The organism is Algoriphagus marinus, assembly GCF_001936475.1.
GTDB lineage: Bacteria > Bacteroidota > Bacteroidia > Cytophagales > Cyclobacteriaceae > Algoriphagus > Algoriphagus marinus.
Genome location: NZ_MSPQ01000003.1, coordinates 239,589 through 260,328, shown reverse-complemented (window position 1 = coordinate 260,328; position 20,740 = coordinate 239,589). Strand labels below are relative to the sequence as shown.

Annotated in this window: 18 protein-coding genes; 3 read left to right on the top strand and 15 right to left on the bottom strand. The window is 41.5% G+C overall.

Going from position 1 to position 20,740, the window contains the following annotated elements:
• Positions 1 to 28 precede the first annotated feature (28 nt).
• From atpC to BVC88_RS07925, 3 genes are all read right to left on the bottom strand, one after another.
• Positions 29 to 274, bottom strand: a complete 246-nt coding sequence (atpC, locus tag BVC88_RS07935) for an ATP synthase F1 subunit epsilon (RefSeq protein ID WP_075350125.1) — start codon at positions 272 to 274, stop codon at positions 29 to 31.
• Between the two features lie 61 nt (positions 275 to 335).
• Positions 336 to 1,838 carry a F0F1 ATP synthase subunit beta gene (atpD, locus tag BVC88_RS07930; protein WP_075350124.1) on the bottom strand — a complete coding sequence of 501 codons (1,503 nt, stop codon included), beginning with the start codon at positions 1,836 to 1,838 and terminating at the stop codon, positions 336 to 338.
• Between the two features lie 152 nt (positions 1,839 to 1,990).
• A complete protein-coding gene (locus tag BVC88_RS07925; protein WP_075350123.1) occupies positions 1,991 to 2,470 on the bottom strand; it encodes a C40 family peptidase in 480 nt (159 codons plus the stop codon).
• 105 nt (positions 2,471 to 2,575) lie between these two features.
• Here BVC88_RS07925 and BVC88_RS07920 point away from each other — a divergent pair, with 105 nt between their 5' ends.
• Positions 2,576 to 2,815, top strand: coding sequence for a hypothetical protein (locus tag BVC88_RS07920; RefSeq protein ID WP_075350122.1), 240 nt, complete (start codon positions 2,576 to 2,578; stop codon positions 2,813 to 2,815).
• Between the two features lie 35 nt (positions 2,816 to 2,850).
• Here the strand turns inward: BVC88_RS07920 and BVC88_RS07915 are convergent, their stop codons facing one another.
• Entirely contained in the window at positions 2,851 to 5,037 is a 2,187-nt protein-coding gene (locus tag BVC88_RS07915) for a S9 family peptidase (RefSeq protein WP_075350121.1), read from the bottom strand.
• A gap of 166 nt (positions 5,038 to 5,203) precedes the next feature.
• Here BVC88_RS07915 and BVC88_RS07910 point away from each other — a divergent pair, with 166 nt between their 5' ends.
• Positions 5,204 to 6,187, top strand: a complete 984-nt coding sequence (locus tag BVC88_RS07910) for a D-alanine--D-alanine ligase (protein WP_075350120.1) — start codon at positions 5,204 to 5,206, stop codon at positions 6,185 to 6,187.
• Between the two features lie 68 nt (positions 6,188 to 6,255).
• On the opposite strand, the gene BVC88_RS07905 is transcribed toward BVC88_RS07910, so the two are convergent.
• The 7 genes from BVC88_RS07905 to BVC88_RS07875 all read right to left on the bottom strand — a co-directional run bounded on the left by BVC88_RS07905 (position 6,256) and on the right by BVC88_RS07875 (position 13,299).
• A complete protein-coding gene (locus tag BVC88_RS07905; protein WP_139316542.1) occupies positions 6,256 to 6,762 on the bottom strand; it encodes a hypothetical protein in 507 nt (168 codons plus the stop codon).
• 3 nt (positions 6,763 to 6,765) lie between these two features.
• Complete coding sequence (locus BVC88_RS07900; protein WP_075350118.1) at positions 6,766 to 7,251, bottom strand: hypothetical protein; 486 nt, start codon at positions 7,249 to 7,251, stop codon at positions 6,766 to 6,768.
• A 52-nt stretch (positions 7,252 to 7,303) separates the two neighbouring features.
• Positions 7,304 to 8,746 carry a carboxypeptidase-like regulatory domain-containing protein gene (locus tag BVC88_RS07895; RefSeq protein WP_083639043.1) on the bottom strand — a complete coding sequence of 481 codons (1,443 nt, stop codon included), beginning with the start codon at positions 8,744 to 8,746 and terminating at the stop codon, positions 7,304 to 7,306.
• Between the two features lie 3 nt (positions 8,747 to 8,749).
• Positions 8,750 to 9,919: a hypothetical protein gene (locus BVC88_RS07890; protein ID WP_139316541.1), complete on the bottom strand. Its 1,170-nt coding sequence runs from the start codon at positions 9,917 to 9,919 to the stop codon at positions 8,750 to 8,752.
• Between the two features lie 14 nt (positions 9,920 to 9,933).
• Positions 9,934 to 10,155 (bottom strand): hypothetical protein, encoded by a 222-nt coding sequence (locus BVC88_RS07885; RefSeq protein ID WP_175574391.1) that lies wholly within the window; start codon positions 10,153 to 10,155, stop codon positions 9,934 to 9,936.
• 259 nt (positions 10,156 to 10,414) lie between these two features.
• Positions 10,415 to 11,668, bottom strand: coding sequence for a methionine adenosyltransferase (gene metK, locus BVC88_RS07880; RefSeq protein ID WP_075350115.1), 1,254 nt, complete (start codon positions 11,666 to 11,668; stop codon positions 10,415 to 10,417).
• Between the two features lie 239 nt (positions 11,669 to 11,907).
• Positions 11,908 to 13,299 carry a S8 family peptidase gene (locus tag BVC88_RS07875; protein ID WP_075350184.1) on the bottom strand — a complete coding sequence of 464 codons (1,392 nt, stop codon included), beginning with the start codon at positions 13,297 to 13,299 and terminating at the stop codon, positions 11,908 to 11,910.
• Between the two features lie 405 nt (positions 13,300 to 13,704).
• On the opposite strand from BVC88_RS07875, the gene BVC88_RS07870 reads away from it, so the two are divergent.
• Positions 13,705 to 15,360 carry a DUF885 domain-containing protein gene (locus BVC88_RS07870; RefSeq protein ID WP_075350114.1) on the top strand — a complete coding sequence of 552 codons (1,656 nt, stop codon included), beginning with the start codon at positions 13,705 to 13,707 and terminating at the stop codon, positions 15,358 to 15,360.
• 60 nt (positions 15,361 to 15,420) lie between these two features.
• On the opposite strand, the gene BVC88_RS07865 is transcribed toward BVC88_RS07870, so the two are convergent.
• From BVC88_RS07865 to BVC88_RS07850, 4 genes are all read right to left on the bottom strand, one after another.
• Positions 15,421 to 16,014 carry a precorrin-2 dehydrogenase/sirohydrochlorin ferrochelatase family protein gene (locus tag BVC88_RS07865; protein ID WP_075350113.1) on the bottom strand — a complete coding sequence of 198 codons (594 nt, stop codon included), beginning with the start codon at positions 16,012 to 16,014 and terminating at the stop codon, positions 15,421 to 15,423.
• Positions 16,015 to 16,245: 231 nt separating this feature from the next.
• Positions 16,246 to 17,025 (bottom strand): uroporphyrinogen-III C-methyltransferase, encoded by a 780-nt coding sequence (gene cobA, locus BVC88_RS07860; RefSeq protein WP_075350112.1) that lies wholly within the window; start codon positions 17,023 to 17,025, stop codon positions 16,246 to 16,248.
• Positions 17,022 to 19,121 carry a nitrite/sulfite reductase gene (locus BVC88_RS07855; RefSeq protein ID WP_075350111.1) on the bottom strand — a complete coding sequence of 700 codons (2,100 nt, stop codon included), beginning with the start codon at positions 19,119 to 19,121 and terminating at the stop codon, positions 17,022 to 17,024. Before BVC88_RS07855 ends, cobA begins: the two co-directional genes overlap by 4 nt.
• Positions 19,122 to 19,474: 353 nt before the next feature.
• On the bottom strand, positions 19,475 to 20,734 hold the full coding sequence (locus BVC88_RS07850) for a sulfate adenylyltransferase subunit 1 (RefSeq protein WP_075350183.1): 1,260 nt from the start codon (positions 20,732 to 20,734) through the stop codon (positions 19,475 to 19,477).
• Positions 20,735 to 20,740: the final 6 nt, after the last annotated feature.

Sequence of the window (20,740 nt, the reverse complement as noted above, 5' to 3'; positions counted from 1 at the left end):
GACTTTTTTTGAATTTATTTTTCTAAGATCAGCCGACTACTTTCTCCGCCAATAATACAATCACATTATCTTTTACTTCCACTACCCCACCATCGACAATCATGGACTGCTTGCCTTCAGCTGTGGTAAATGAAACCGCACCTTTTGCCAGTGCAGATACCAAAGGCGCGTGATTAGTCAGTACCTGAAACGCTCCACCTGCACCCGGGAAACTCGCTTCAGTTACTTCACCTTGAAAAACTTTCTTATCCGGTGTGACGATTTCTAAATGCATCTGATTGGGATTTATATATAAACAAGTGACTGGGGTTTCCCAGTCACCGCTTTATTTCTATTTATTTAACTTCAGCCAACATTTTCTCACCCTTAGCGATTGCATCTTCGATGCTACCTACCAAGTTGAACGCTGCCTCTGGAAGGTGATCCAATTCGCCATCCATGATCATGTTGAAACCTTTGATCGTATCCTTAATATCAACCAAGACTCCCTTCAAGCCAGTAAACTGCTCTGCTACGTGGAATGGCTGAGATAAGAAACGCTGAACTCTTCTTGCTCTGTGTACAACTTGCTTATCTTCTTCAGAAAGCTCCTCCATACCCAAGATCGCAATGATATCCTGTAATTCTTTGTATCGCTGAAGGATCTCTTTCACACGCTGCGCACAACCATAATGCTCCTCTCCCAAGATATCTGGAGAAAGAATTCTGGAAGTGGAATCCAAAGGATCCACCGCAGGGTAAATTCCTAGCTCGGCAATCTTTCTGGATAATACGGTAGTTGCATCCAAGTGAGCGAAAGTCGTCGCTGGAGCCGGGTCAGTCAAGTCATCCGCAGGTACGTAAACCGCCTGCACGGAAGTAATTGATCCGTTTTTAGTTGAGGTGATTCGCTCTTGCATGGTACCCATTTCAGTAGCCAAAGTCGGCTGGTAACCTACTGCTGAAGGCATACGACCCAAAAGTGCGGATACCTCAGAACCTGCCTGAGTAAATCGGAAGATGTTGTCAATGAAGAAAAGGATATCTTTTCCAGCTTCTTCACCATCACCATCTCTATAATATTCTGCCAAAGTCAAACCTGTCAAGGCTACTCTTGCACGTGCCCCAGGAGGCTCGTTCATCTGACCAAACACGAAGGTTGCTTTTGAATCTTCTAATTTTTTCAAATCCACTTTTGAAAGATCCCATCCACCTTCTGTCTCCAAGCTATGAACAAAATCTTCACCGTAAGTCACGATGCCTGACTCGATCATTTCTCGAAGCAAGTCATTTCCCTCTCGGGTTCTTTCACCTACACCGGCAAATACAGATAGACCTGCGTAAGCCTTTGCAATGTTGTTGATCAATTCCTGAATCAATACGGTTTTACCTACACCGGCACCACCAAACAATCCAATTTTACCACCTTTTGCATAAGGTTCGATCAAGTCAATTACTTTGATCCCTGTAAAAAGTACTTCCGTAGAAGTAGAAAGATCCTCAAATCTAGGAGCAGATCTGTGAATAGGAAGACGCTTACCTGCAGGAACCTGAGGAAGACCGTCAATCGCTTCACCTACTACATTGAAAAGACGACCTTTAATCGCATCACCTGTAGGAACAGAGATAGGTTGACCTAAATCTCTTACTTCCATACCACGAACCATTCCCTCAGAAGAGTCCATTGCGATTGTACGTACTCTGTCTTCACCCAAGTGCTGCTGAACCTCCATCACGACCACTTGACCGTTTTCTTTGGTTACTTCTACTGCGTCAAGGATGTTAGGCAGTTTACCGCCTTCGAAGGAAACGTCCACTACGGGCCCGATTACTTGAGTTATCTTTCCAATATTTGCCATTTGATTTTGAAATGTAAAAAGGATGTGCTTTTTTAATTCGACCGCAAAATTAAGCAGAAAAGCCTAATACCAAAGGATATTTGGAAAATAATCCGATCATTCCTCCAATTTAGGATTAAGTGGCTCCGAGTAGTCCAAAAATCAACTCGAAATCAGTCCAACACTCTTCTTGCAAACAAAAAAGCTTTGCTCCAATAAGGATTGCTGAGGTAATCTTCAGAAACTCCCAGCGAAGTGGAAGAGTGAATAAACCGGATATCATTTTTAGAAGTCTCGGTGACAATCCCAGAGTGAGTAACTTGTTTCTTTTTCCTTCCTGTGGCAAAAAACAGAACGTCTCCAGGCTCGATTTCATTTTTCTTGATACTTTTCCCCTGTTGACTTTGATCCGTCGAAGTCCGCGGCATGGTAATCCCCACAGAATAAAAAGAATGGTAAACCAATGCTGAACAATCTATTCCTGCCCTGGTAGTTCCTCCATACCGGTAAGGCGTACCTGTGTAGCTCCTAGCAGTAGTAATCACTTGCTTAAATGGCTCCGAAGCGACTTTCTTTTTGGAGGCACAGGAAAAATTAAAAATGACTATTGCAACTAATAGAAAAGAGGAGAAGAGGAATCTTTGTCGGTACATATAGGTTAATGAGTCTTCAAGTATAAGTCTCTAGAGCCAAGTTTTCAACTATTCCTATTCAAAAAACTCGAGATTTCGTTATTTTAGAGCACCCCTTAATGATTTATGAGTAAAGAAGAATTTACCGATCTCCCATTTCACGAAAAAATAAGCACCCTCTATACCGAAGGTACTTTTGTCGTGGGTATTCGTTACTACCGCCACAAGGTCAATCTTTACCTCTTGGAAAATGAATACGTAGAAGTATTCTATAATCACAAGCTGGATAAGATCGATAAGATTGATTTTCTGCCGCGGGATCATACGCGCATGAAATTCTACCTAGATCAAATCAAGTTGAATTAAAAAATGGGGCTAGTTTAAATACTAGCCCCATTTTTTTAAAGCTTCCGCTTTAGGAAATCTGTCATCATCGTGTAGAGATGCCAAGTCGTATTTCCACCATATATTCCATGATTTCGGTTGGGATAGTAGAAAGTCTCAAATTGCTTATCTGCAGTAATCAAAGCGTTAACCAGATCCACTGAGTTTTGGAAATGCACATTATCATCACCCGTGCCATGAATCAGCAGGAAATTCCCTTTCAACTTATTCACATGCATGATCGGACTATTGTCATCATAGCCGGCTGGATTCTGCTGCGGAGTCTGTAAATAACGCTCGGTATATATCGTGTCATAATAACGCCATGTAGTCACCGGCGCCACTGCAATCGCTGTTTTGAAAACATCATTTCCTTTCATCAGTGCCAAGGAAGACATGTAGCCACCATAGGACCAACCCCAGATTCCCACTCGTGTAGGATCGATAAAAGGTAATTTGGCTAAATATTTTCCTCCCTCAATCTGATCCACTGTCTCCAACGCTCCCAAGTTTGCATAGGTGGAATGCTTGAAATCTCGACCTCTTGCACCAGTCCCACGATTGTCAATACAAGCGACGATGATACCCTCAGCTACCAAAGCCTGATGCCAAAGGTCACGCGTACCGCCCCATGAGTTCATCACGTTTTGAGAACCAGGCCCTCCATAGACATACATCAAAACCGGATACTTTTTATTCGGATCAAAGTCCTTTGGCTTGATCAAATAACCATTCAGGGTAGTTCCATCAACAGTCGGGAAAGTAAAAAACTCCTTTTCGCCTAAAGCAAAAGCAGCTAATGTCGTATTCAGGGAAGCATTGTCTTCCAAAACCTTAATCTCTTTTCCGGAGGCTTCATTCAGCGTCACAGTCACTGGTTTTGCAGTCGTGGAATAGTAGTCGATATAAAACCGATGATCCGAACTCATATTAATAGTATGGGTTCCTTTGGCCGGAGTCAGTGATTTTTTGCCTTTTCCATCCAACCCAATCACATAAAAATTTCGCTCCAGTGGAGAAACTTCCGTCGAGATGAAATAGATTTTCTTTCCTTTTTCATCTATGCCGACCATTGAAGTCACTTCCCAGTTTCCTGTCGTAATCTGCCGAATCAGACTTCCATCTAAATTGTGATGGTAGATATGCTTGAAACCATCCTGTTCCGAAGTTCTAATAAAGCTTTTACCATCAGCCAAATACTGAAGATCATCATTGTAATCCAGATCAACGTAAGTTTTGGAAATTTCTGAAATAATCAGTTTGCTCGCTCCGCTTGTTGCATTGGCATGGAACAAATCCATCTGATTCTGCAGACGGTTCAGACGAATAAAAGCCAATTGATTCGCATCCTTTGTCCAGTAGATTCTTGGCAAATAAATATCCGATTCAGATCCTGAATCAATTTTTTGTGTTTTGGAAGTAGCCAAATCATAAACATGAATGCTTACTTCTGAATTCTTTTCTCCAGCCTTCGGATACTTAAATTTGTAATCCTGTGGATAAAGTGGTCCCCAGAGCTGCATATTAAACTCAGGAACTTCCGTCTCATCAAATCGGATAAAGGCTATTTTTTTGCCGTCAGGCGACCATTTGAAAGCCTGGGCCATCGAAAATTCTTCTTCATAAACCCAGTCTGCCGCACCATTAATGATCTTATTCCATTCCCCGTCTTTGGTGATTTGGGTTAATTTATTTCCTGCGAGTTCCACTAGGAAGAGGTTATTATCCTTTACAAAAGCAACTTTATCATTGTCTGGAGAAAGCGTCGCATAAGAGATTTTCTCGCCATTCATCAACTGCTGCTTAACTCCAGTTGCGAGATCCACTACATAATACACCCCTTTGGAAGAACGTCTATAAATCGACTCCACATCTGTAGCAACCAAGGCTTTGGATTCATCAGCATTGAAAGAGTAATCCGAAAAATTCAATCCAAGGGCTTTTCCATCCAACAAAATTCCAGCTTGTTCACCAGTCGTCACATTCATCTTTACCACGATCGGGTAGCCCATCTGATTGATTTGGGAGGAATAATATTGTCCGTCCTTCATCCAATTGATGCCTCGGACAGTCTGTTGGAAAAACGTGTTTTTCTTAAACACTTCTTCCATCGTTACTTTTTTAAGCTCTTGTGCGAAAAGGACCGCACTTGAAAAGGACAAAAAGAAAAGCGCCAAAAACGCTGATTTCAAACTTTTGATCATGGTTCTAAAATTTGGGTGATTATCAATCTAGGAATTGCGAATATAAGGAAGGACCAAGGTCTTTGAAACTCAGTCTGGATAGATGGCGAAAATCTTATGAATTCTTAGGATTTTCTTTCCCCTTTCCATAAAAAATCGGCTAATTCGCATACCCATTCACGCTAATATGAAGAAGAAAATCGCCCTTGTGACCGGTGGCTACACCGGAGAATCCGTGATCTCGCTAAAAAGCGCAGCCGTTGTCGAGCGTACTATCGATCGAGAAAAATACGAGGTGACCAAGATCCTGATTTATCCTGGCGACTGGCATCATATCACGGAGAAAGGCGAGAAAATAATGGTAGACCTCAATGACTTCAGCCTGACTATTGACGGAAAGAAGCTCAAGTTTGATGGGATATTCAACATACTTCATGGATCTCCCGGAGAGGATGGAAAGTTGGCGGGATATTTCGATATGATCGGCTTGCCTTATACAACCTGCGATCAACTCACTTCGGCCATTACCATGAATAAGGGCTACACCAAAGCTATAGTGGATGATATCCCAGAACTTCACATTGCCAAGTCTATCCAACTTTTTGAAAATACTGCCAAAAATTTAACCCGAATCGAGTCAGAATTGACCTTACCACTTTTCATCAAACCGAATAATGGGGGTAGCTCCATCGGGATGAGTAAGGTAAAAACCTGGGAAGAATTACCTGAAGCATTGGAAAAAGCTTTTTCAGAAGACAAGCAAGTTCTTGTGGAGGAATTCGTCTCGGGTAGAGAATTTTCCATTGGGATATTTCGGGGAAAAGGAGAAATCACCGTCCTCCCAGCCACTGAGATCGTCAGCAGCAAAGAATTTTTTGACTATGAAGCAAAATACGTAGCAGGAATTACGGAAGAAATCACTCCAGGTAGAATGACTGAAGAAGAGGTCGCTCGGGTTGGTAGGATTGTCACCCAAGTCTATGAGAAACTCAACTGCAAAGGCGCTGTTCGAGTAGATTATTTTCTCCAAAAAGATACAGGAAAATTCTATTTCATAGAGATCAATACCGTTCCAGGACAGACAGAAACCAGTTTGATTTCTCAGCAAGTCAAAGCGACTGGCAAAGACGTGAAAGAGTTTTATACCGAGCTGATCGAGGAAATGTTTTGACAAATTAGAAATAAGAGGTGAGAAGTCTGAAAAAGTGGTTTCGGCCTTCTCACTTTAGCTTTCTGATTTTAAAACCGAATCACATGGCTGAAAATCGGCTGATCGATCCGGTTTTCTTCAAAATAAACGGGCTTATCTGTTCTGCCAAAATTATAGGAGTCCACTGCCTCTCGAGCTATATTTCGTGCACTGCGATTGAAAATTCCTGAGCTGATTTCAAAGGCCAAACTGGAAATCAATAAGGGCCAAGCAAGATTGCTCATTTGTGAGGACTGCTGCTGTGGTGCCACAATGTAAACAGTTGTACCAATCACCGATGCAAAAGCACCGATGGAAAGTATATTAGCGATCTGCTGTTTTGAGACCGACTTTCTGTAGAGATCTGCCGTTTCAGGAGTGGCTTGAGACATAAGTGTTTGTATTTCCACTTTGGATAATACCTTAGGGCCCTCCAAAAAATCGATTTTCTGGTTGAGGAAATTTTTATGGATATTCAGTTTCAAGAAGGGTGTTTCCTGAGCCATTAGAGACCAGCACATGGAACTGAATAAAATGAGGAGCATTATTTTTTTCATGATCTAAAAGTTAAAAACTAAACCTACTTTCCCTGGAGCAGCTTGAAAACTCACTTCCTTGTAATTGCCTCTATCTTTCAAATAATTGTATTCAGAAACAGCAGTTTCGACCCGACTTTTTCCTTTGCTCCTGATAGCACTGCCAACAGTTCCGACGCCCATCCCAGATAAGGAAATGAGAAAATAGGTTCTGGTATCATCTTGAGTAAAATCCGATAGCCCATAGTTGACCAAAGCTCCCACCAAAACTCCAATTCCCAAAATCCTCAACCCACTCCCTATTCTCATCTGTTTATGACCTTCTAGAAAATCTTTCTGGCTGGATTCAAAATTTGCCATCACTCGGGCAACATCATTAGGTTTGGATTCAATCCCATCAATTTTAAAACGATTATTATTAAAAAAATTCTCTTGGAATGTGACTGTTCCCTGTGCTATTAAAACATTGCTAAAACCAAGAAAAAACAGGGTTAAAATAAGTATCCTCATAAGACCGGATTAATTAAGTCAAATTACGAATTTTATTTTCTTAGGTTTACTTTTAGTAGGATGCATACGAATTATATAGTCCTGTTCTATCCCAATAATTTTCTCTTAATCTATGCCTTCTTCTAAGTATGGAGAAAAGATAAAACTGATTGTTTTTAAATTCAGAAAATTGAGTTTCAAGTGGTCGTTTTGAAGAAAGCTGCATTTCCAGCATTTTCTCATCTGGAAAAGAAGGAAAATCATAGGCATTCCAAAAACTAGGATTATACCTCGCCTCTCCAGCGATGAAAATCCATCCATTATACAAATCAGGATGAGGCTGTAAGGCTCTATTAGGCGATTCACCTCCTATACCCATTTTGTACTTCTGACGGAGTTGCTCCTTGTCCAAGTTGACAAAATCGTAGTCTGTGGCATATAACTCAGCATATTCTTTCACCTTCCAAATCTTGGGTTTCTCCTCGGTATCATAACCGAAATCTGTGTAGTGGTTTACATAATTGGCAAAAGTGAAGAGATAGTCCCCATCCGCATTTCGCTGGTATTTAACCACCCCCTCTCGCTTTTCTCTGGCATATACTTGTCTTCTATATTTGCTTTTTTCTCGATCTCCATCATACTGCTGGCTCAATTCCATCATATGCACTCCGTAGTCTTCCTGATCGATGTAAAAAACAGCATCTTCTAAAAATCCATAAGATGAAAACCCCCATTTTTTTGATTTCCGTTTAATTCCAGAGTTCTTTGCTTTTATCGCCAACACAAAAACATCTCTTTCCCCGATCTTTTTTCCTCCCAGAAGCTCGTAATCAAACCAGCTCACTTTGAAGTCCCACATCCTGAAAATTAATTCTTCAAAAATAAAATCACCTAAAGCGCCTCTGCCTCCTCCTGTCATATCTGTCAGAATCCCATAGTTGGATTTCTGAATTTGGTCAAAGGATAGCATATTATAATGATTTCCACTAACGTTGGCCTTGGAAGAGTGTTTCTCTTGATAACCCTCCGAATGTAGATAGCCTCTAGCCCGAGAAAGGCCTTGGATGGTGTCATTGCCCCAAATTAGCTCCCTATAAAACACCTCCATTTCATGAGGTTTACCATATTGGGTGTTGATTAAATTATCTTTTACCCGTTCTAAAATTACTTCAGGAGAAAAATCCAAAACAATCGCCTGGTCTAGATCATATTCGCTTGGTATCATCTCTACTTCTAGTGTTGAACTTCCCAAATCAGCTACTTTCATCCTGGTCGATTCAAAGCCTATATGGGAAAAAATGATTTCCATTTCAGGTTCTGCATTTGCAGGGAGTCGAAAGTTGAAATCACCATCCATCGTACTCACTGTTCCTTTCCCAAGTTCTGTGATAATAATATTCACAAAGGGTACTGGCTCAGAATTATCTGCTCGGATTACCTTTCCGCTTACCAAGCCTTGCGAATATCCTAATAATGGGAAAAGCAAAACAGATAGGACAAATAGTATCTTTTTCAAATCCTAATTTAAATTTAAAAGATAGAAACCCTGCTTTTCATTTTGCTCATCAAAATATCCATCAGCTACATAGCGATCACCCACTTTTCCCAAAATCCGAAATCTACCAGGCACGCTAAAATCCCCAAGGAGTTTTCCTTCACGGAAAATTTGCATTCGAAGCGGATTGTATGTCTCATCTAAGAGATCTTGCCGATCACTCCCCTGACGGTAGGTTCGGAAAACCAATTCATTCTCCTCATCTACAAAAATATCCTTATAAAACCCCTCGTTTTTTCTGGAGTGATAGAAGTACTTACTTTCAAATGCAACATCCAAATCCTGGGATTCTACATAATCAGTTTTCATAGCTATCCCTGCCGCTCCAAAAGTCTCTTTCAATTTCCAAGACTGGTCATATACATAAATCATAGAATCCGCCTCATATGTCACATAGATTGAGTTGTCCTTGGTCCAATGAAAGTCCAGCATCACATGAAAAGGGATAAACTTATATCGCTCATAGGTATCAGGCCGATTACCAAGCATCTCTACCATCATTCCGGAAAATGGATTGACCCTACCCAAAACCCGACTCTCTCGATAGTACTCACGGGATATAAAAGCATTAAAAATTGGGTGCTCTACATCTAATTTTATGGCCAAAAAACCATCAGGTAATTCCACAGTTTTTGGATTATAGTGCAGCAATTCGTACATCTCCATGTATTCTCCTTTGGGATTGTCCATCATCTCCTGATAACTCACTGTTGAAGCTGATTGAAATATTGATTTTCCAATAAACTCCCAGTTGGAGTCATATTGATAAAACGACCAATCATGTCGGATGATAAAGCCATCCTTTGTAGGAATAAGCTCCGATACCCCTTGCAATTCCTCAGGACCATCTAGTTCCCGTTTTCTAATTCCATTTGATTCGCCCTCAACTGTAAACTCCTCAACAAGCCCATATGCCTTATCCACATAAAAAATGGCATTATCTTTTAAGTAGAAGGAACCTATTTGAGATGATTGAACTGGTTCCAATAACACAGTGTCTATTTCAAGGCTAAAATCTGAAGTTTCAAGCAATTTCTGATTTGTTACAGAAGGTTCCGAACAGGCAAAAGAAAGCATGCAAATCAAAACGAAAGTAGGAGTCTGAAAAATCAGACTCCCTTTAAATAAATTCAATTTAGATAATTCGATTACGAACATTCTCCATTATCACATCTAGATCTGAACGAAATACATTTTGCGGGAGCACACTCCCCTCCTTTGCATGCCGTAAAGCCTCCTTCTGGGCGCTTTGCATCGCAACTACTATCAATTGCCTTCCCAACTTCTATAACCACATCAGCGACTTCTTCCAGTTCTTGGGCATATGATCTAGTGAATGAAAACAAGCTTAAACAAAAAAAGCTTAGCATAACGATTGAAAGATTTAAATTCTTTTTCATAATAATTAAAGTTTAAAGTTTAGAAAAATTCACCGATGAACTAGTAATGACGTCGCTGTAAATCAAAAAAAAAAAAAAATAGAAATCAAAATTAACTACAGTTATTTTATTGAATAAATAGTTGAATTAAGTTAAACAACCTAAAACTATAAACAAAGTGTTGAAAAAGGGTGATGAAAAAAAGCTAATTCTATCAAAAAAGCCCCTCGAAATTCGAGAGGCTCAGTTTTTAGATTCCAAATGCCGATTTGATTCGATCGACATAGTCTAGTTTTTCCCAGGTGAAAAGTTCCACGTCCAAGACTATCTCATCTCGGTAAGGGGAGTAAAACGTTTTCTTAACTACTTCATTCTGTCTTCCCATATGACCATAGGCGGCAGTTTCCTCATAAATCGGATTCCGCAGTTTGAGCCGCTGCTCGATCGCATAGGGACGCATATCGAATAGTTCTTCAATCTTCTTGGCAATTTCACCATCATGAAGGTCCACTTTAGCGGTACCATAAGTATTTACATAAATACCCATTGGCGCAGCCACGCCAATCGCGTAAGAAACCTGAACCAGCATTTCATCTGCAATACCTGCAGCCACCATATTTTTAGCAATATGACGTGTGGCGTATGCGGCAGATCGATCTACTTTTGAGGGATCTTTTCCTGAGAAAGCTCCTCCACCATGTGCCCCTTTACCACCATAAGTATCTACGATAATTTTCCGTCCGGTCAAGCCTGTATCTCCGTGAGGTCCACCAATCACAAATTTTCCGGTTGGATTGATGTGGTAATTAATATCGTTTGTGAAAAGCTTCTGAAGCTCAGGCTTCAATTGTGCTTTTACTCTTGGAATCAAGATGGAAATAATATCGGATTTGATTTTAGCAAGCATTTTTGCTTCCTCATCAAAATCATCATGCTGGGTAGAAATTACAATTGCCTCAATTCGTTGCGGCACATTGTCATCGTTATATTCGATGGTTACCTGCGCTTTTGAATCAGGTCTGAGATAAGTGATTTCTTTGTTTTCTCTTCGCATTGCTGCCAACTCCCTCAAAATCAAATGAGATAGATCAAGCGCCAAAGGCATGTAATTCTCAGTCTCGTTGGTAGCGTAGCCAAACATCATCCCCTGATCTCCTGCACCCTGCTCCTCAGGATTTACCCGATCTACACCTTGATTGATATCGGCCGATTGCTCGTGGATTGCAGAAAGAATCCCACAAGAATTTCCCTCAAACATGTATTCACTTTTAGTGTAACCAATCCGATTGATTACATCCCGAGCTATTTTTTGCACATCAAGATAAATATCAGACTTCACCTCACCAGCTAGGAAAACCTGACCTGTGGTAACTAATGTTTCACAAGCTACTTTGGAGTTCGGATCAAAAGCTAAAAAGTTGTCAATCAGTGCGTCAGAGATTTGATCTGCGATTTTATCAGGATGCCCTTCAGAAACTGACTCTGAAGTGAATAAATATGCCATAACTAGAAATTAGGAATGCGATTTTTTAAGAAAGCCCAAAAATACGGGAACTAGGGGAAATAAAAAATTAGATATGATTTGTCTCGATTTTGTAAAGTCAGATGGAATCATTTCAAAGGAGAACGACGCAAAATGAAATGCTCAAGAACCTCATAATTCCAAGATTCGCATCATTTTAATTAAAAGCAAAAAAAGAGTCTCACTAGGAGACTCTTTTTGGCTGATTATTTTTGATTTAATTAAAAACCTGAAACGTTTAATCTACCACCAGTCACAGTTTTACCTGCCAAAGAAGGCGTAGGAGTGGCTGATCCCAAGATCGCTGCTTTAATCTGAGCCGCAGAAGCATTTGGGTAGATAGAAGCATAAAGAGCTGCAGCTCCACTGACGTGAGGAGTTGCCATGGAGGTTCCATTATAACTTGCATAACCCGAAGTAATAGTAGCTCTTTTCCCTTTTCCTGAAGAAGCAGGTACAGTAGACCAAATTCCAGACCCTGGAGCTCCAATATCTACTGTAGTAGCTCCATACTGAGAGAAGCTCGATAATCCTCCACTACTTGTGATTGATGCTACCGCTATCACATTAGGACTATCATAATTTGAAGGATAGCTTGCAGATGCGTCATTGTCTGTACCAGAATTTCCAGCAGCAGCTATAAATAGAATGCCCGCAGCATCGGCTCGATCGATAGCATCTTTCAAGGCCTGAGAATATCCTCCTCCTCCCCAAGAATTATTTGTGGCTACAATGTTCAATCCTTGACTTTGCTTAAGATCTGTGAAGTAATCAACCGCCTTAATTGCATTCGAGGTAGTTCCTCCACGGCTTCCTAAGAATTTAGCTCCCATAAGTTTGACATTCCAAGCTACTCCGGCAACTCCTTTTCCATTTCCTCCCACGCCGCCGATTGTACCAGCAACGTGAGTACCGTGATCATCTCCAGTTCCATCAAATAAGGAATTGTTATTGCCATCAAAGTCCCAACCATAAACATCATCTACTAGACCATTTCCATCATCGTCAACCCCGTTTCCAGCTATTTCGCCTGGATTGACACCAGCATTTGCAGCAAGGTCTTCATGATCATACATATAGCCTTCATCAATAATTCCTATATATACAGAAGAGCTACCTAACTTATTTGCAGCCCAAGCAGATGCAGCCCGGCTACCAAACTGGTTTCCTCCTGCAGACATTCCCCAAAGAGAGTTGTTTGTGAAATACGGATCATTGGAAGTAGCAAAGTGCTCATAGATCCAATTTGGCTCCGCGTATTCCACTTCAGGCATAGATTTCAGTTTTTCGATAGCTTCCATCGTTCCCAATTTGGAATCTACTAAAATCAAATCACCTGATTTCCCACCTTTTCTGGCATTAGCAAGTTCCATTGCGCCAGTTTTAATTTCCTCAACGATTGTGCCTTCTACAGCAGCTAAGATATCGTCTGAAATTCTTGACTTTGTAGTCTCTGTCTTCATCTTAATTAATAACTGACCGGGCACAAATCTCTGCTGAAGTACAGAAGTTGTCTTTTCTGATAACACAGGCTCATTTTCGCTGATCTCAGCACAGGAAACAGCCAATCCCAGCAGCGCAGGGAAAACCATTAGATGTTTGAAGTTTTTCATAAGGTTGTTGGTTAATTTATTTTTGAAATTTATACTTTTTGTTGAATAAAATTTCAAATTTTTCACAATGAGAAAAATAAAATTATTTGTCTTTTAAAATCCTGAATTTTATAATATTCTCAGTTTAGGTTTCAAAAAGCACTTGTTTAAACCATAGAATTAATATCAAGTGCAATTCAAGTTCGAATAATTGGATTTTAAACTCTTATAATTGATTTTTATCCAAAACTAATTTTATATGAAATTTTCTTGAAACAGAATAATATTCTGATGGCAGAACCCTGAAAATCATCAGAAAAAAAAATATTTCTAAAAATTTACCCGGTATTTAGTGGAAAAAAATCAATTTGAATCCTAAGAGTCGATCCATTACCTTAATAAGTCAAAACCCTTCCCCCTTTGCCTATGACCCGCGTTCTTAATCTTCTTGCTTTTTCTTTGATTTTAGTGATTTCTTTTTCCTGTCAAAAGCCTCAAAATCAGAACCTCAAAATCGAAAAAACCCCAGCCAGCTATTCAGATCTTGTTTCACTTTTTAAGGAATGGAGAACCTTCGAAGTACCTCCTCAATTAGACGGTGCACCGGATTATCGGAAGGCAACTTTTGAACAGCGATTACCCGAGTTTCAAAAACTTCAATCGAAACTTCTTGCTATGGACACTACCGGCTGGAGTATTTCTGAGCAAGTAGATTTTCGAATCGTATGGGCCGAGATGAATGGCTTTGACTTCAATCATCGAATCCTCAAGCCATGGGAAAGAGATCCAGCATTTTACAAATCAATCTGGACAGAACGAAGCGATGTCCCAGCCCATGAAGGACCCACACACCATGGGATTTTGGAACTTTGGCAATATGATTTCCCGCTGCAGTCGGCAAGTCGTGAGAAATTCGCAAAAGAATTAGCTGGAATTCCTGCCTTAAATGAGCAAGCCGAAAGTAACCTGACTGGAAATTCGAAAGAGCTCTGGGCAGCAGGAATTCCTAGCATCGCAACACAAATTGCAGATTTGGAAAATATGTTGACTTTGCCAGGAGTCGGGGAAGATGCTGAATTAGTCAAATTAATCACTGAGGCAAAAAGCTCCACCGATAAACTGGTAGCATGGCTTGAAAAAGAGGCTCCTTCTAAAACCGGTGAATCAGGAATAGGAAAAGAAAATTACACCTGGTATCTCCAAAATGTACACTTGGTGCCGCTGACCTGGGAAGATGAGGTTATGATTTTAAAACGGGAATTGGCTAGAGCCTGGGCTTCGCTGAAATTGGAGGAGCACCGAAATCGGAATTTACCTCCACTCCCAGAAGCGAACACGCCGGAGGACTTTGCCAAGCTAAGTGAAGATGGTGTCAACAGCTTAATAAGTTTCCTTCGTGATCAAGAAATCGTCACGGTGAAAGACTATTTCGAGCCAGCTTTGCGCGTGCACATGGGCTCATTCATCCCCAAGGAAAAGCGAAACTTCTTTACCATTGGAATGCACATCGATCCAAGGCCTTTGTACTCCCATTTCTACCATTGGTTTGAACTCGCCCGAATGGATCTTGAGCCGCATAGCAGCGAGATCCGTCGTTCCCCGCTCCTTTATAATATCTGGGATTCCAGAAATGAAGGGACAGCCACAGCCGTGGAAGAAATATTTATGGATGCAGGATTGTATGAGGATTCCCCAAGATCCAGAGAAATTGTTTACATCATGATCGCACAGCGTGCGGCTAGAGGTTTGGGCTCACTCTATGCCCAAGCCAATGAAATGACTATGGTGGAAGCCGGTGGTATCCACTCAAATTACACACCAAGAGGCTGGATGAAGACCGAAAAGGAGTTGCTGCTTTTTGAGCAGCACTTATATATGCGTCAACCAGGCTATGGGAGTAGCTACATTACAGGGAAATTTTTACTTGAAAATGCGATGGCTGACTTTGCTCGGATTCAAGAAGAAAAAGGAGTAGACTTTAAACTGAAAGACTTCTTTGATCAATTGAACAGCATCGGCAGTATCCCGATTTCTTTGGGACATTGGGAGATGACGGGGGTGGATCAGCAGGAAGGAAGGTAAAATTCCAAAACGTGTTTTTTGGTGATTAAATATTAAAAGCATTTGCTAGGCTCACTTCTTTTATTCCTCCGAAATTAAACTTCTGCTTTTCACCAAAGCCTCAGTCACATCATTCATTGCTTTGACTTTGTACTCGAAGTCTCCTTTTAAAGTCGCGCGATAGGTATGGAGATTTTCCAACAAATCATCGAGTTCATCCGGAAGGACTTCCTCCAAAAGTTGGCGAATCCGCTTTGCGGTGGTTGGCGATTTTCCGTTGGTGCTAATGGCGATCTTGAGATTTCCTTTGGTCACTATTCCTCCCAAATAAAAATCACAGAGTTCAGGAGTATCAGCAACATTGACGAGCAAGAATCGTTCTTTTGACTCATTTCGAATCTGACGGTTGACGGCTTTGTCATCCGTCGCCGCAATCACGATGTGCTTGCCTCCGAGATATTTTTCGTGATAACTATCGGTGATTATCGTGACCGTATCGGATTTTTCAGCCAATTCCAGGAATTCAGGTCGAAACATTTTGGAAACTACAGTCACTTGTGCTTCTGGACTTGATTTTAGGAGAAATTCCAGTTTCTCGGTAGCCACAAATCCTCCACCGACCAATAGGACGTTGAGTTCATGAACTTTTAGAAAAATGGGATAGAGATGATTCATGGTAGATTTTAGAAACAAGATTCAAGACTTTTTGAAATACGTGGAAATACCTCCTCTTTCATCGGGCGAAATATGAAATACAACTCAGTCAAATCGCCCCTCTGGAGCTCTAGATTAAATTTATTTGATTTTTTCTACAATCAAATTGCTTCTCCGAACCTCCTTATTTCACTGAAGGATTAGCTCAGAAAGCGAAGTTTTTCACAAAGCATATTAACCTGAGGGCATAATTCAGCGAAGCTGTATTTCCTGCTGAATCACTTCCCGATACACCTCAGCCAGCTTCACGCTCTCTCGTACCACTTCCCCAATGATGATAATCGCCGGAGCTTCCACTCGGTTCTCTTTTGCCTTTTGAGAAATCGTCGAAATAAACCCTGCAGTGACCTTTTCCTCAGCGGTAGTTCCACTCTGGATAATGGCAATCGGAAGATCGGCCTTTCCGAATTGAAGATAAACTTGCACGATTTCTTCCAATTTTTTAGTCCCCATTAAGATCACCACCGTTGCTGAGGACTGCGCCGCAAGAGCCAAATCTTTAGAAAGTTTTCCCGCTGAAGTCGTCCCAGTCACCACCCAAAAACTCTCGGACACCCCGCGTTTGGTCACTGGGATTCCTGCTGAAGCTGGAACTGCAATCGCTGAACTGATCCCGGAAATCAGTTCGGTCGGAATCCCAAAAGCCTCGATGTATTCAATCTCTTCGGCTCCACGACCAAATACAAAAGGATCCCCACCTTTCAAGCGGACCACATGGCCATGTTTTTTGGCTAAGCTGACACAAAGTTGGTTCGTGTCTTCTTGGGCTTGGGAATGCTTTCCCACGCGCTTTCCTACAAAAATCTTAATGGCAGACTTTGGCGCATGCTTCAATAAAACTGGATCGATCAAGGCATCATAAAGCACTACATCAGCTTTATTTAAGGCAAAAACCCCTTTGAGCGTAATTAATTCAGGATCGCCTGGGCCAGCACCTACTAAGGTGACCTTGGGTTGAATCAGATTTCTCATACACTCACCTCCTCTTCCCGATAGTTTTTCAAGAGTTGATAGATTTCAAAAGCTTGCTTAGCATAGGCCTTTGCAAATTCTTCAGTTGGCTCATGCTGATTGATTTGATATACTTTTTCGGCAAAACTGCCTTGCAAATTGATTTTTCCATTTGCTACAAAAGCCTCATCAAATTGAGAAATGATATTCGCATAGCTATTGGTGCTGATGTCCTCGCTGAGCAAAATAGCCTTGGCTGAATTGATCAATCCGGCGTAATGATGGTAAATACTATCCGACCATCTTCCTGCCGTCAAGGCTTCCTGTCCTAATTCCAATTTCTCCAAAGCCTCCAACAATAAGGTCGCTACCAAGTCAATCACGACTCCGGCACACTCGCCGACTCCCACCGCAACCTCATATGCTTCCTCATGACCCCAATCCACCAATTCGGATTCGGTAATCGTCGAGGCATCCCCCAATTCCTTCAATAATTCATAGAAATACATTTGACCCTGCTGATCGTAGTAGCTGAGGAAATCCAAACCATTGGCATTTTCCTCAAAATCACTTAGCAAAACCCGTAAAGCCTGAGGCCCTCGCCGGCTCGGGATTTTGGTCACTTTATCTGCAAATCGTCCATGACCATCTCCTAGATTTCCACCACCAAGCAAAACCTGAAGTGCGGGAACCACTGTTTTTCCAGCCTTCATAGACATCCCTTGAAAACCTATATGTGCCATATTATGCTGTCCACAGGCGTTCATGCAACCTGAGATTTTGATCACGAGGTTTTGATTTTTCAGATATTGAGGATATTCGTCAAAAATGACTTTTTCGAGTTCCGCTGCGATTCCAGTCGAACTCGCTATTCCCAAATTACAAGTATCTGTCCCCGGGCAAGCGGTAATATCCCCTAGCGAATTATATCCTCGATCGGCCAATCCAATTTTTTTCAGCTCCTGAAAAAAGTACGGAACCAAATCTTCCCGGACATCCCGAATCAGGAAGTTTTGACGAAGGGTAAAACGAATCTCATCATTTGCGAAGCGCTCCACTAAATTCGCCAATGCTCTGGCTTGTGCCAAATAAAAATCCCCCAAATGGACTTTCACCCCTATGGCGACAAAGCCAGCCTGCTTTTGCGGAAGCACATTGGTAAGTTTCCAAAGGTCAAAATCCAAGCCCAGTTCGGCATCGAATGCTGGCTTTTCAGGATTGGGAAGAAGCTGATTAGCCTCGTAATCCGCCGTTTCAATAGGAAATGCAGCAAATGGCAATGCTTTTTTCTCTTGGTCCACCAATTCTAAAAATGCCTCCAAACCCAGATCCTTGACTAAAAATTTCATCCGAGCTTTATTTCTCCGTGCCCGCTCTCCATGCCGGTCAAAAATCCGAAGAACCGATTCGATGAATGGAATCAACTGATCAGTTTCCAGAAATTCATAGACCACATCGGCATGCCGAGGCTGGGAACCCAAGCCCCCTCCAAGGAGAACCTTAAAGCCCCGAAGAAATTGACCATCGGATTCTTTCAGCTTTGGAATAAATCCCAAATCATGGAGATAGCTTAGCGCATTGTCTTCATCTGAAGAGGAAAATGCCATTTTAAACTTTCGCCCCATTTCCTGGCAAACCGGATTTCTCAAAAAATAGCGGTAAGTCGCATCGGCATATGGGGTGACATCGAAGGGTTCGTTTGGATCAATTCCTGCCAACTCTGAGGCAGTCACATTCCGGACGGTGTTTCCACAAGCTTCACGAAGCGTGACATCATCCCGCTCCAGTTCTGCCCAAAGCTCAGGGGTACGGTCCAGACTTACGTAGTGAATCTGAATATCCTGCCGGGTCGTGATGTGCAATCTGCCGATGGAATATTCCTCAGAAACCTTACAAATCCTACGCAATTGTGCCGAATTCACTCGACCATAAGGCAATTTGATTCGGATCATCTGCACACCAGGCTGCCGCTGCCCATAGACTCCGCGGGCCAGTCGAAGACTTCGGAATTTTTCCTCGTCGATTTTTCCTTCTTTGAAAAGCGCGATTTTCCGCTCCAGTTCGAGAATATCCCGCTCCACTACTGGGTTTTCCAATTCAGTTCGAAAGCTTTGCATAGGTTTAATAGGTTAATATCTCTATAGGAATAGTAGGATATTGGATATAAGATTTATGATTTACTAGGATCTAAAAATTAGCATCCTGGTTTTTAATATTTTGAGTTTGTGATTTCTACTTTCAGCTTTCTCATTTAAGACTTCTGACTTTCCCAATTCTTCATTATTCGAAATTCAGCATTCGTAATTCGACATTAATATCGAACACCCAATGTCGAATGATGAACTTTGAAGCTCGGTGAATCTCGTTGCCGCCGTGAGTGTCTCCACTCACGGCTTTTCAGCTTGTTTTATACCACTTCTGGAGATGTAGTATCATGGTGGAAAATCGAAGTCTTGATACTTAAGTCTTTCTACTCAATAAATCCAACCCCAACCGTATCAAAGCTTCCCTCATCAATCAGAATAAAGCTTCCATTTGATTTGTTTGACTTGTAAGAATCGGCATGAATTGCTTTACTAAGTCTGAAATGAACCTTACCGATATCATTCAACTTCAATTGCTCCACTACTTCAGCTCCTGAGAAATCGGTATGAACTCGAGATTCGATTTGATCTACTCTAGCCAAAACTCGGTTGACACCATGCTGGAGTATGTATTTATCGCCCACCTTTAATGCTTTGCTGTTCACTTGGCAGACCGTTGCGCTGAGCAGCTTTTCACTTCGAGGTGCTGTCCCGCTTTTTACCAGCATATCCCCTCTACTCAGGTCCACTTCATCGGCAAGTGTAATCGTGATCGAACTTCCGGCAGCTGCTTCCAGATACTCCTGATCAAAGAAATGAATGCTTTTAATCGTGGTCTCATTACCGGAAGGAAGTACCGTCACTTGATCTCCAACTTTCAAACTGTTTCCGTATAATTTCCCTGAGAATCCCCGGAAATCATGGAAGGCTTCTGTTTTGGGCCGAGTCACATATTGGATCGGAAATCTAGCTACTGCACTTTCGATTAAATCTGCCGGTTCCAACACTTCCAAATGCTGTAAAAGCGTGTTTCCGATGTACCAAGGCATTTCTTCTGATTTTCTGGCGATATTTTCGCCTTTCAAAGCCGATACCGGAATAAACGTAAGCTGATCTTCATGGAAATCACTTTTGGCTACCAATTCATTGAAATCGCCTTTGATTTTCAGGAATACTTCTTCCTCATATCCCACCAAATCCATCTTGTTGATGGCGACCACCACATGGGAAATTCGAAGCAGGTTAGCGATAAAGAAGTGTCGATAAGTTTGTTCAATTACCCCTTTTCGAGCATCGATCAGGATAATCGCTACTTGCGAAGTAGATGCTCCTGTCACCATATTTCGAGTATATTCTACATGGCCAGGCGTATCTGCTACGATAAAATTGGTCTTATCGGTATTGAAATAAATATGCGCCACATCGATGGTGATTCCTTGCTCGCGCTCTGCCACCAAACCATCGGTCGCCAGTGAAAAATCCAGGTAATCATAGCCTCGTTGTTTGGAGCTTTTCTCAATCGCTTCGATTTTATCCGTAGTCAGAGAATTGGTATCATAAAGTAATCGCCCAATCAGGGTACTTTTGCCGTCATCTACTGAGCCGGCGGTGGCGATTTTGATGAGTTTTCGGTTTGGATTATTCATTTTCTT

Bases quoted from the DNA above. Each gene is read 5' to 3' on its own strand.
- atpC (WP_075350125.1), bottom strand. From the start codon at position 274: ATGCATTTAGAAATCGTCACACCGGATAAGAAAGTTTTTCAAGGTGAA.
- atpD (WP_075350124.1), bottom strand. From the start codon at position 1,838: ATGGCAAATATTGGAAAGATAACTCAAGTAATCGGGCCCGTAGTGGAC.
- BVC88_RS07925 (WP_075350123.1), bottom strand. From the start codon at position 2,470: ATGTACCGACAAAGATTCCTCTTCTCCTCTTTTCTATTAGTTGCAATA.
- BVC88_RS07920 (WP_075350122.1), top strand. From the start codon at position 2,576: ATGAGTAAAGAAGAATTTACCGATCTCCCATTTCACGAAAAAATAAGC.
- BVC88_RS07915 (WP_075350121.1), bottom strand. From the start codon at position 5,037: ATGATCAAAAGTTTGAAATCAGCGTTTTTGGCGCTTTTCTTTTTGTCC.
- BVC88_RS07910 (WP_075350120.1), top strand. From the start codon at position 5,204: ATGAAGAAGAAAATCGCCCTTGTGACCGGTGGCTACACCGGAGAATCC.
- BVC88_RS07905 (WP_139316542.1), bottom strand. From the start codon at position 6,762: ATGAAAAAAATAATGCTCCTCATTTTATTCAGTTCCATGTGCTGGTCT.
- BVC88_RS07900 (WP_075350118.1), bottom strand. From the start codon at position 7,251: ATGAGGATACTTATTTTAACCCTGTTTTTTCTTGGTTTTAGCAATGTT.
- BVC88_RS07885 (WP_175574391.1), bottom strand. From the start codon at position 10,155: ATGCTAAGCTTTTTTTGTTTAAGCTTGTTTTCATTCACTAGATCATAT.
- metK (WP_075350115.1), bottom strand. From the start codon at position 11,668: ATGGCATATTTATTCACTTCAGAGTCAGTTTCTGAAGGGCATCCTGAT.
- BVC88_RS07875 (WP_075350184.1), bottom strand. From the start codon at position 13,299: ATGAAAAACTTCAAACATCTAATGGTTTTCCCTGCGCTGCTGGGATTG.
- BVC88_RS07870 (WP_075350114.1), top strand. From the start codon at position 13,705: ATGACCCGCGTTCTTAATCTTCTTGCTTTTTCTTTGATTTTAGTGATT.
- BVC88_RS07865 (WP_075350113.1), bottom strand. From the start codon at position 16,014: ATGAATCATCTCTATCCCATTTTTCTAAAAGTTCATGAACTCAACGTC.
- cobA (WP_075350112.1), bottom strand. From the start codon at position 17,025: ATGAGAAATCTGATTCAACCCAAGGTCACCTTAGTAGGTGCTGGCCCA.
- BVC88_RS07855 (WP_075350111.1), bottom strand. From the start codon at position 19,121: ATGCAAAGCTTTCGAACTGAATTGGAAAACCCAGTAGTGGAGCGGGAT.
- BVC88_RS07850 (WP_075350183.1), bottom strand. From the start codon at position 20,734: ATGAATAATCCAAACCGAAAACTCATCAAAATCGCCACCGCCGGCTCA.